The sequence below is a fragment of the Aliiglaciecola sp. 2_MG-2023 genome, from assembly GCF_030548145.1.
GTDB lineage: Bacteria > Pseudomonadota > Gammaproteobacteria > Enterobacterales > Alteromonadaceae > Aliiglaciecola > Aliiglaciecola lipolytica_A.
Map to the genome: position 1 here is coordinate 283,119 of NZ_JAUORY010000002.1, position 11,679 is coordinate 294,797.

General features: G+C 41.6%; 7 protein-coding genes. 1 reads left to right on the top strand and 6 read right to left on the bottom strand.

From position 1 onward, the window contains the following. Positions 1–84 precede the first annotated feature (84 nt). From Q4567_RS03250 to Q4567_RS03260, 3 genes are all read right to left on the bottom strand, one after another. Positions 85–1,842: a GMC family oxidoreductase gene (locus Q4567_RS03250; protein ID WP_303499336.1), complete on the bottom strand. Its 1,758-nt coding sequence runs from the start codon at positions 1,840–1,842 to the stop codon at positions 85–87. A 163-nt stretch (positions 1,843–2,005) separates the two neighbouring features. After that, complete coding sequence (locus Q4567_RS03255; RefSeq protein WP_216049561.1) at positions 2,006–3,907, bottom strand: sigma-54-dependent Fis family transcriptional regulator; 1,902 nt, start codon at positions 3,905–3,907, stop codon at positions 2,006–2,008. Between the two features lie 314 nt (positions 3,908–4,221). Continuing rightward, positions 4,222–5,109 carry a transporter gene (locus tag Q4567_RS03260; protein ID WP_303499339.1) on the bottom strand — a complete coding sequence of 296 codons (888 nt, stop codon included), beginning with the start codon at positions 5,107–5,109 and terminating at the stop codon, positions 4,222–4,224. Positions 5,110–5,573: 464 nt separating this feature from the next. Here Q4567_RS03260 and Q4567_RS03265 point away from each other — a divergent pair, with 464 nt between their 5' ends. Then, positions 5,574–7,298, top strand: a complete 1,725-nt coding sequence (locus Q4567_RS03265; protein WP_303499341.1) for a M28 family peptidase — start codon at positions 5,574–5,576, stop codon at positions 7,296–7,298. A 65-nt stretch (positions 7,299–7,363) separates the two neighbouring features. Here the strand turns inward: Q4567_RS03265 and Q4567_RS03270 are convergent, their stop codons facing one another. The 3 genes from Q4567_RS03270 to uxuA form a co-directional block, all read right to left on the bottom strand. Continuing rightward, positions 7,364–8,653, bottom strand: coding sequence for an Nramp family divalent metal transporter (locus Q4567_RS03270; protein WP_252729334.1), 1,290 nt, complete (start codon positions 8,651–8,653; stop codon positions 7,364–7,366). Positions 8,654–8,842: 189 nt separating this feature from the next. Then, entirely contained in the window at positions 8,843–9,925 is a 1,083-nt protein-coding gene (locus tag Q4567_RS03275) for a class I mannose-6-phosphate isomerase (protein ID WP_303499342.1), read from the bottom strand. Then, on the bottom strand, positions 9,922–11,136 hold the full coding sequence (uxuA, locus tag Q4567_RS03280) for a mannonate dehydratase (RefSeq protein WP_303499344.1): 1,215 nt from the start codon (positions 11,134–11,136) through the stop codon (positions 9,922–9,924). The genes Q4567_RS03275 and uxuA overlap by 4 nt, the downstream gene beginning before the upstream one ends. Between the last annotated feature and the right edge of the window lie 543 nt (positions 11,137–11,679).

Sequence of the window (11,679 nt, forward strand, 5' to 3'; positions counted from 1 at the left end):
TTTTGTGGCAAAGACCACGTTAATTTAAAAATTTAATGGATAGCAAAGCCCTTTCAAAAGGGCATTGCTGCGGTCTTCCTGAACTTATGCTGTGCGGATAAGATCCGCACATTTTTCACCAATCATAATGCTGGGGGCATTGGTATTAGCATTGATTATGGTTGGCATAATTGACGCATCAGCGACACGTAATCCGCGAATGCCATGAACACGTAATTTGTGATCCACAACCGCCATATCATCATTCCCCATTTTGCAGGTTCCAACTGGGTGATATATGGTTTGAATATATTTCTTGATATAGGCTTTAAGTTCTTCATCTGTTTGAACATCAGCACCGGGTAAGAATTCGTTACCACGGTATTCGTCCAAGGCTGATTCTGCTATGATTTTTCGCGCAATCCTGATGCCCTTAATCAGCACATCGTAATCACTTTCGTGTTCAAAAATATTAGGATCAACTAGAGGTTTGGTTAAGGGATCTGCCGAGGCTAATTTCACAGTGCCTTTTCCTTTGCTTTGCACTAAAGAAGGTAGAATTGTGAATGCATCAGTTCCATCTGTTGGATTGCCCGCGCCGTCTAAAATAAAGTAGCCTGGAACATAGTGGAATTGTAATTCAGGAGTTTTCAATTTGGGGTCTAGCTTCAAAAAACCACCGGCTTCACCAATGTTTGATGTTAATAAGCCTTTACCTTCTGCAAAAAGTGCGGCTTGTTCTTTATTCCCTGCTTGCGACAAGCTGATTGGCTTAGGGCAATTATAAACGACTGGTAGCATATAGTGATCTTGCAGATTCTCGCCTACTCCAGGAAGATCATGAACCACTTTAATACCGTGTTCTTGAAGGTGTTCTTTAGGACCGATTCCCGACATCATCAATAGATGGGGGGAGTTATAAGAACCGCCAGACAAGATAATCTCTTTGCGCGCTTTAACAATATGTTCTTTGCCATCAACTAGGAACTTAACCGCTGTTGCTCGTCCATCGGTTACAATAATTTTTTGGACCATGGCTTCAGCTTGGGCGGTTAAGCGGCCAGAATTAATTGCAGGGTGAAGATAACTGACAGCAGCTGAGGCTCGGTGACCATTTTTCTGTGTCACCTGAAACATCCCAATACCTTCTTGGTCACCATCATTGAAGTCGTTATTTATGGTGTAACCAGCTTGTTTAGATGCTTCGACCATGGCAAGAGTAATCGGATTAGGATCGTTTAGATCGGTTACGCTTAATGGACCGTCACCGCCGTGCGCCGCAGATGCACCGCGAGAATTAGTTTCAGCCTTTTTGAAAAATGGCAGTACATCAGCGTAGCTCCACCCAGGGTTAGTTTCTCCCCAGTTGTCATATGTTGAAGAATGTCCCCGTTGATAAATCATTGCATTTATTGACGAGCAACCACCAAACACCTTGCCTCTGGGCATATAGAGTTTTCCACCGTTTAGTGATGATTGAGGTTGCGACTGATAATTCCAATCTAACGGGGTTTTGAATAAGAGTGGGAAGGTCGCTGGAATGTGGATAAAGTCATTCGTATCGGCTGGACCTGCCTCTAGAACTAACACTTTGTTAGCTGGATCTTCTGATAGGCGAGCTGCCACTGCACAACCTGCAGAGCCTGCGCCCAAAACAATATAATCATACTCTTCAGATGATGTGTTTTTGGCATGAGCTGCACCCAAAAAAAGCGGGGCTTGGGCAACAATGCCAAAAGCTGCTGCCATGCGTAAAAATTCTCGTCGAGAGACTTTCCCTGTTTTAAAATCATCAACAAGAGATGCCTCATCTGAAGCGTTAATATTTAACATTTTTTTAGACTTAAGATCTTTATCTGACATAAGTAGTTATCCTAATTATATTTTTTGTTTGCTTTAGAAAAGCAGGATGTATGCCAAAAGTAAAATAATTGTTAACTTATTGATATTAAAAGGTTTGTTTGTGGAGTTAGGATAATTTGGAAGAGAGAAAATCAACTTGAGACAAATTGAAATTAAAAGTGTATCAAGATGACACACTTTTAAGATAATTAGCTGGCAGCTTTCTATACAAGGTCGCTCTAGATACGCCTAACCATTTGGCGGCTTCGCTAATATTACCATTGCATTCATGTAGCGCCGTAGAGATTAATTTTTGCATTTCAATATCTACTTTACCTAAGGATTTATTGTTTTCACCAATCGTCAGTGGGTCAGTCTTTGGCGTAACAAGAGCATGATACTCATCAGGGAGTTCTTGCAATATTATGCTGTCATCTCCTTCATCAATGGTGTCTGCATAAAGCAGTGCATTTCGGAGCTCTCGAATATTACCAGGCCAATCGTAGCATTCTAGTAGCTGTTTCACTTCGTCTGACAATGACGTTTTATTTTGGCAAGTTTTTTGTAATATCACCTCAGCAATGCCAACTTTGTCTTCGCGCATACGCAAGGGCAGTAAATTTATCGCATAACCTTTTATTCGATAATAAAGGTCTTTTCTGAAACCTCCCGATTCGACTAATTTCGCCAGATCAACATTGGTGGCGCATATTAGTTGAAAGCTGACTTCTTTTTCGATATTTGAACCTAATGGATTGACCTTTCTGGTTTCCAATACCCTTAGTAAACGACTTTGCATAGCAACAGGCATATCGCCAATTTCATCTAAGAATAGCGTCCCGTTATGAGCTTCAGCTATACGACCTTTGTAGCCTTTCTTATCAGCACCGGTAAAAGCGCCTCCTTGATAACCAAATAACTCACTCTCAATTAATGTTTCAGGAATCGACGCACAATTGATGGATACAAATTTACCTGAACATTGGCTTGCATCATGTAAATGTTGAGCCGTCACTTCTTTACCTACACCTGATTCACCTAACAAAATGACGGGGAGGCGTTCAATTACTTTTGTTCCACGCTCTATGCTTTTGCTGATCGATTGGTCACCAAAATATGTCTTACTATGTTGCGACTTTGTCTGAGTACTTGGTGGATGTATATAGGCTTTACGTGACGTTTTGGGTGTGGAGAGAGGTTGAATAACTCGGGCAGTGAGAAGTACTCCCGAGATTGCTCTGAGATTAAACGACTTTTTTTGAGATACTCCAATATCTAATACATCTGAAAAAGGAGTATCAAAAATGGAATGAAATGTCTGACCGTTCAATAGCCGATTACTAAATAGAAAGCGCTGAGCTGCTTCATTGCAGCCAACAATAGTGCTATCTGGTGCTACTGCAATGATCAAATTGGTAAGCTCACCAAATTGACCCGACAATACGGTTAGCTCAATCACCAAAGTCTCAGGCATTGAACATAAAAGTTGTCTTTGGATATTTTTAGCACAGGTCTTTAGCATGTAAAAGACCTGCGAATCGTTTAGCGGGTTTTCATTGGTTAAATTGATTGATCCTATGGCGACGCCCTTGGGATTAAGGATTGGCAGCGCTGCGCAATTTAAACCTGCAAGTGACTCTTTATAATGTTCACCGCCAAACACGCGGGTAAACTGTTTGCTTTGAATGGAACAAGACATTGCTGTTGTACCCACACTATGCTCGTTGAGGGCAACGCCGCTTTTAAAGGCGGAAAATAAATTGTCATTGATAATTCTTTTAGAACGCATAACTTGTAGGGTATTACAGTTTGCGTCTGTTAATAATATCGACCAGCCAGCATCGGAAACTGACTCATGTAAATGTTGAAGGTGGCTTTGGGAGCTTTCGATAAGCAGCTTAGAATTGTACTTGAGCTCATCAAAACGGTGTTTTCTGTAGTGTTCGTATTCGAGTTCACCCTTCATATCAAGAGCGTTATTTTTACATCGTAACCAGGATTCTCTAATGGAGCATGGCAAATATTCGCCAATATTTAGTTCTCCCTCATAAAAGCGTTGTTTCAATACTGCTAATTCAGAATTCATAATTTAACATACTTAGTTTATCTAAATTAATTGCGCTACAAAGCTGTAGATGGCGAACGCTTCCAAACTACAGCTTTATAAATGATCCTTGAAATCTAAATGGCGCTCCTTGTCAGCATACTTAAAAAATGCTTATCCCATTAATTACTCAACTTGTTACAAGTAAAACCCTATACACGACTAAGTGTCTATATACGCACTGAGTGGGCAGGCAAATTTTGAGTATATGTTTAAAAAAAGGTTCATTCAATACAATTAAAACTAAATGTTAATTTTGTAAAATTTATTAACTTTTGACTCGTGAGTCACTTAAATCAGAAGACTTTAAGTAATCGCAAATTTACGAATGAGTCTTCGTAAAAGCCATTTTCCACAGAAATACTGCGTCCATATTGCACTTGTGCTTGCCAGTCTGGAGCAAGGAAATGCTGAACTGAAATTTGGAAACGGCTACTATTTAGCTCGTCGTTTTGTTTGACGCCAGCAACTTCGGTTTCAGCACCGAAATCATGATAGTAACTAAATGCTAATTTAGTCGCGTCCGACATGTGATAACTTAAGTGAGTTTGCACACCGTATTGGGCGTCTTGTTGTTTGGTTATCCCGCTGCTACCAAAGTCGTCATTGTCTCCGAAGAAAGTATACTCAGCTATAATCTCGAAGGAAAACTTATTATAAATTGGTGAAACATACGCGGCTTGGGTAATTAGTTTATAGCGATTTTCACCAACATTAATTGCGCCTTGCTCTTCGTGGTAACTGCCTAAGGGAAAAGAGACCCAACCGGTTACCCCAAATGCAGCTTGGGATTTAGTATCGTTAAAAAGCCAAATTGTTGCCCCCATTAATGGATCGCCAATGCCCGACGCGGATAATTCAGTTTCGCCAGCATTGAGTTTAATATCGGCGAAAGGAAGTACCACTTGCGGGTCAATTACGAAACCGCCAACTTCCATATAATGAACGAATCTGGCTAGCCCAACATTGGTTGAAAGTGTGGGGCCATCGGCGATCTCATACCCGTCTACATAGAATGTGTCGAGACTCGTATCCTGATAGTACAGAACACCTAAATTGTAGCCATCTGGGAGTGGACGGTAATCACCTGGATCGGTATTCACTTGCGCGGCAAATAAGTTTGATGCAGATAACGATAAGGCCATAGTGGTGGCTAAATATGATTTTTTAATCTGAAATGTCATTACTTTACTTCCTTAGTATTTGTTTTTCTCATCCCTCACTCAGCAATTAACATTCCATTAACAATAAGTGTATTAAAAACAATGTATTAACATCATTTGTAGTAATCCAAACTTATAAAGCGTCTTAAAAGAAAACGCATTGGTTTGTTATGATTCTCAAATTGATACAAATTAAAACAGCAAAGCAGACTAATCTTCCTGCTTAATAATAAATGTTCATATTTGAAATATTCAGCAATATGTTAAGCACAAACATTTGCCTCTTTTTATTGCCTGCTCATAACTAAATTAAGCGGCTAAATAATGATATAATCGAGAACCACTATGGCCCTTAGTATCAACAGAGTTTTTGTACTCTAGTGACTGCATTGACCGCACTAAGCGATGGGATTCGCGTTCCAGTAAAGAACAGCTATAGCAAAGCAGCTTACTGCTCATCTTTTAATTTTGTCGGAATAATATTTATGAAGCTCGTTACCCAATTGTTTTTCAGCTTAACCTTAATCGTCGGAATCAGTGCTTGTTCCGATTCAACTGAGCCTAAATCAGTTCAAGATAGCGCTAATGAAACTGCCTCACAAAAGCCCTCTAATTCGATTGATAGCCAACGTCTTTCTGACATTGTCAAAGTACTAGCGTCAGAGGAGTTTGAAGGTCGCGCTCCTGGTGGACCGGGTGAGGCAAAAACTGTTGCCTATTTAATTGAGCAATTTCAATCTCTGGGTTTGGAACCCGGCGGCATTGATGGTGGCTGGACGCAGTCGGTACCGCTGGTGCATACACAGTTAGACTCCAGCGGTTCACTGAATATAAAAGTAGCAAACACTGATCAAACATGGCAGCAGGGAAGTGATGTGGCTATTAGCACTGCTCGTGCGGTCGACAAAGCAAGTATTAAAGATGCCCCTTTGGTATTTGTGGGATATGGGGTGAATGCACCTGAACGTAACTGGGATGATTTTGCTGATATTGACCTAACCGGCAAAGTGGCGGTCTTTTTAGTCAATGATCCCGACTTTTCAGCTGCACCAAATGAAGCCGTTGCTGGCCGGTTTGGCAATAAACGCATGACATATTATGGTCGTTGGACATACAAATATGAAGAAGCTGCGAGACGAGGTGCATTAGCTGCGTTAGTTATTCATGAAGACAAGGCTGCGGGTTACGGTTGGAATGTGGCATCGTCTTCCGCCGGTGAACAGTTTACCTTGGCTGAAACCAATGGCCCTTTGCCTCCTTTGCTGCAAGGTTGGCTGCATAACGACGCTGCAACAGCATTGTTTAACGCTGTTGGCTTAGATTTAGACGAACAGCGCAAACTAGCTCGTTCAGATGACTTTCGTGCTTTTGAACTGCCAAAAGCGAGATTATCAGCTGACTTTACGGTCTCAATGGATAATATTGATTCACAAAACGTGTTGGCGCGATTGCCAGGAACCACTCAACAAGATGAAACCTTAATGGTATCTGCTCATTGGGATGCTTATGGTCAAGGAGAGCCGGATGAATTGGGCCGCACTGTTCGTCCAGGAGCTAATGATGATGCACTTGGCACCGCTGGTATAATTGAATTGGCTCGCGTACTTAAAGCTGGACCGCCTATGGCGCGAAGTGTGGTGTTTGCAGTTTGGACTGCTGAGGAGAGTGGATTATTAGGTTCTGCCGCTTATGCCTCGAACCCCATTTATCCTCTATATTCTACCGTCGCCAACTTTACCTTAGACATTTTACAAACAGCGGGTCCGGCTAGAGATGTTATTTTGGTTGGTGAAGGTCAAAGTGATCTTGAAGATGATCTTGCTCGCGCAGCGGCATTGCAGTCTCGCGTGGTTACGCCGGAAAATTTGCCTGAAAATGGTTTGTTTTTCCGTGCAGACCACTTCTCATTGGCCCGTCAAGGCGTACCTGTTTTGTTGATAATGGGCATAGCCGGTGGAGCTGATTTGATAGATGGAGGACGTGCTGCGGGCGATCAATGGATTGCCGACTATACCGGAAATTGTTATCACCAAACCTGTGATGCTTGGAGTGACGATTGGGATTTACGCGGTGCGGTTGAAGACATCGAATTATTCCACTCGATTATACGAGATCTAGGCGATTCGAATCGCTGGCCACAGTGGAAAGAAAGCTCTGAGTTTCGCAAAATTCGAATGGAAACTGAGAATATGAGAATGAGATCTCAGTAGCTTGCAATTTACAAAAAAAGCCAACTAACTAGTTGGCTTTTTAAGGCAAATATAACGGTTCGGTTTTAAGCAACCACTAATTGCCAAACTCCTTTTATGCCAATTGCCGACGTGAAGATTGAAAACAGTAAAATCGCGGCAAGAATGACATTGGCTATCCAACTGTTAGCATGCTCTTTCATTAAATCCTTGCGATTACCCAAATAGAAAATACAAGCTACGGTAACTGGCAAGATAACGGCATTAAACGCTTGGGAAATAATCATCACAAACACCGGGCGTGCATCAAAAATCGGTACAACTAAGCCAAGCAGTGAAATAACAAATACCATGATACGGAATTTAGCTAGGGTCATATCGCGTTCTGCGCCGGTGTAGTCACACAACAGCCAAGGTAGCATTAATATATTAGGAAATTGTGAGGACACGCCAGCTGCTATCAATCCAAACGCAAATATTGAGGTCGCTAAGGTTCCCGCTAGTGGTTCTAAAATACCTATCATTTGAGATGCTTTGGATAAACCAATACCTTCAACGAATAAGGTGCCCGCGGCTGCAGCCATAATGGATGCACTAATGATGAACATCAGAAATACCGAGAAAATAGCGTCATTACGTTGTTTGTTATAATCAGCCAAGGTCCAGCCCGCTTCCTTTACCAAGGTGGTGCGGATAATAAATAAACCGGAAAAAACAGTGGTGCCAATCATTGAGGCGATGACTAAAAATGGCCCCTTGTCGGTAGCTGATGTCACTTCTGGAATACTGGGTATTAAGCCTTTTAGAATCTCCATTGGAGGCGGCATCATGATAAAGAAGTTTATTAAAAAACACGCCGACATTATGGCGACAATAACCGCGAGGCTACGCTCGAAAAACTCGGTTTTACCATTCCAAAATATGAAATAAACCAAGCTTAGAAAAAATCCGGCAAAGTAAATAGGCGCAATACCACCATCGATAGCAGATTTTGACCATTCATAACAGATATCAGCCACTATACCCATTACACCCATTACACTGCCACATACACCAAAGGTTAGTGCTACTAAGAAGAAAATGCCGACACCTGGGTGGATGTGCTTCCTAAATGCTTGAAGAGCCGTTTCGCCAGTGATGAGCGTATAACGACCATACAAGTTAATCATGAAAAAAGTACATAAACAGGAGGCTATGATGGTCCACAATAAAGACATGCCATATTCAGCGCCTGCCTTTGCCATTGCGGTAACACTGCCGGTGCCAATGTTGAATCCCAGTAAGAAAATACCGGGTAGAAAAAGAGCCAGTCCTTGGGCAAACTTTTGTTTAAAAGACTTTTTGTTCGGATGATCCATTTGTGGTACCTCTGTCATTATGATGACTCCGGTTGTTGCGCAATGGGCGCTGCTTTATTACCCCGCAACTCTCGCTAGGATTTATGCTTCCCAGATATTCGAGTAACCCGGTATAATAAAGTCGATTTTAGCTATGATTTCGCTGCCTAATCGCAACTTATTTACTCACTTTCGCAACATAGCTAAGTCAACTTTTTTATTTTATTGTTATTTTTTGTCACTTCCTGGATAGCATTCCAGTACAGTCATTCCCGATTCAGATTCGTATTGGAAATCTTCAATGTTTGCAGGACAAAAGAAGCGATCCCACTGATTTAATTGGGTAACTTCATTTCCTGCTCGCAAAACACCACTTCCTTGGGTTACTACCCCTATGAAAAAAGCATCTTGTTTACGCAGGAAATTGCCTTGAACGGCAGCACGTCTGACGGTAAAGCAAGGGGTTTTATCAGGACCGATTAGCTCTTCGAGGGTGTTACCCGCGTTGTCGTCAATCAGTACTTCTGGGATGCAACGAAATTCATCATCTATCTGTTCAGGCGGAACAGGGGAGAAGTTGAACGCATCTAATGCAGTCTCTATGCCGCGGTCCATAAAGCGTGCTTTTTCAGGAATCACATAACCACATCTTTCGAATTCAAATCTGACTGCTAAATCAGATGGTTCCATGATCTCCAACATCAAAATGCCTTCTCCTAACGCATGGGGACGTCCGCCTGGCAGCAAAAATACGTCACCTGGTTTTACAGGTATGCGATCGAAACACTTTTCAATGGAAGCAATATCTTGTTCTTCTATCCATTTTTTGAGCTGTTCACGACTGGGTGATCTTTGAAAGCCGGCGTAAATGTAGGGATCAGTTACATCTTCGCGGATCTCCAAAATAACATATGCTTCGGTTTTCCCACGAGGATAACCTAGTCTTTGTTGTGCGAATTCCCGGGTAGGATGCGCTTGGAAATGCAACCGTGTGGCACTGTCCAGGTATTTTACTAGCGGAATGTCATCTAACGAGCGAGCAGAGTTATTAACAGAACCTAAAAAGTGTTGTTGATCTTGATTCAACAAGTCACGAAACGTCACTGATTTGCCATCTTCAAGCTTGACGGTTGCTAATCCTTCAGAGATCTCTTCGCGGCCAATGTTACGGGCTTCTACCGTTGAACCAATCCAATCTTCTGGAAAACTGGAATCTTGTGGATTCTCTTTGCCTTCGATTAGATCGAGCAATTTTCCACCTTGATAGGTTCGCCAAACACGGTTTGCCGAAAACTTAATGATATTATTCATGATGATTGCTCTTCGAACTGGGCAGAGAGGGCTCTTATTACCCCTCTAACTTCGGCAAGACCTTTCAAACGACCAATACCGGAATAGCCTGGGTTGACGGTTTTACCGATGTCATCCATCATCTGATGACCATGATCGGGACGAATAAATATGTCTTGATCTAGCGAGTTGGCTTGTCGACGTCGGTTTTCTTCATTCAACAATTCTTTCACCACATGAATCATGTCTATGTCACTATCGAGATGGCTAGCTTCGTAAAAAGTGCGCTGTTCATTGGGGTCACGGGTGACACCGCGAAGATGAGAGAAATGAATACGCGGTCCAAATTGCTTAGCCATAGCCGGTAAGTTGTTGTCTGGACGACTGCTAAATGTGCCTACGCAAAGGGTAATACCGTTTGACGGGCAAGGTAGTGCATTAAACAGAATATCCAAGTCGTCTGCGGTACAAATAATACGCGGTAGTCCAAGCATGTCTCGAGGTGGATCATCAGGATGAATGGCCAGTTTAACGCCCATAGCTTCTGCGCGAGGAAGAACTTGTGCTAGAAATGCAAACAAACTTTCACGTAAAGTATCACTTGTTACATCTTTGTAATTGCTTAGCATGGCGCGAAAATCGTCCAGTCCATAAGCGTCAGTCATTTTACCAGGTAGACCAGCAATTATATTGTTGGTCAGTTGTTCTTTATCGGCCTCAGACATAGCTTCAAAGACCTGTTTTGCTTCTTCTATTTCAGCTGCACTGTATTCTGCTTCAGCGTTATCACGTTGCAAAATAAAAAGATCGAAGGCGGCAAACTTTTTCTGATCAAAACGCAGCGCATATGCACCGTTGGGAAGTTTGAATTTGAGATCGGTACGCGTCCAATCAATCACCGGCATGAAGTTGTAGCAAATTGTTTTTATTCCGCATTTGGCTAGGTTTTCCATCGATTCGATCCAATTATCGATGTACTTTTGATGGCCAGGTCGTCTCAGTTTTATATCTTCATGGACAGGAATACTTTCTACTACACTCCATTTAAGGGGCATAAGATCATCTTCACAGTTTTCTATTAGAGCCTGATATTGACGAATCGCTTCAATTGACCAAACGTCACCGGTAGGAATAGTATGCAGCGCACTGACAACATCAGTTGCACCTGTTTGTCTTATATCATTTATGGTTACGGGGTCGTTGGGACCGAACCATCTCCAAGATTCACGCATTTTAAGTTTCTCTAATTAAAATAAAAAAGTAAGCTTTTCACCTTCACTTCATCAGCAACGCCATAATGTGTTTACAATCCGTCTTTGCTCATTTGAAGTAAGTGTCTACTATCAACAGATTATTAGAGTAACCTTCCGGTGGCAGCTTTACACATTGAAATTAGTACCCGCTCCCATTGAGGGATATGCGTGATTGTGAAAATGACAAATTAAAGTATCCAATAATACCAAATTGGTCAACCAATATATTCTGTCTATCGTGCCACTCACCCCCTGTTTCGTTTCTTTTTCACACTATTTAGTTACATGAAAATCTATAGCATCTATACATAATCTTTACTCAACGCTATATCATGGGTTGTCTTTAACATGTTGATATATATTGTTATTTTAAGGTTTTTATTGATTTTTACATGCTTTGGTTATTAGAATGTAAGCATTGGTTAGACCAATACTTTAAATTTTTGTTAAAAAATATATTACCAAAAGGTTGACCTTTACAGGATAAATTGTAAGTATTACGTAAATTATTTGTAAGTCTTG

What these genes read in the sequence shown, in the direction of transcription:
- Q4567_RS03250 (WP_303499336.1), bottom strand. Translation starts at nt 1,842, where the DNA reads ATGTCAGATAAAGATCTTAAGTCTAAAAAAATGTTAAATATTAACGCT.
- Q4567_RS03255 (WP_216049561.1), bottom strand. Translation starts at nt 3,907, where the DNA reads ATGAATTCTGAATTAGCAGTATTGAAACAACGCTTTTATGAGGGAGAA.
- Q4567_RS03260 (WP_303499339.1), bottom strand. Translation starts at nt 5,109, where the DNA reads ATGACATTTCAGATTAAAAAATCATATTTAGCCACCACTATGGCCTTA.
- Q4567_RS03265 (WP_303499341.1), top strand. Translation starts at nt 5,574, where the DNA reads ATGAAGCTCGTTACCCAATTGTTTTTCAGCTTAACCTTAATCGTCGGA.
- Q4567_RS03270 (WP_252729334.1), bottom strand. Translation starts at nt 8,653, where the DNA reads ATGACAGAGGTACCACAAATGGATCATCCGAACAAAAAGTCTTTTAAA.
- Q4567_RS03275 (WP_303499342.1), bottom strand. Translation starts at nt 9,925, where the DNA reads ATGAATAATATCATTAAGTTTTCGGCAAACCGTGTTTGGCGAACCTAT.
- uxuA (WP_303499344.1), bottom strand. Translation starts at nt 11,136, where the DNA reads ATGCGTGAATCTTGGAGATGGTTCGGTCCCAACGACCCCGTAACCATA.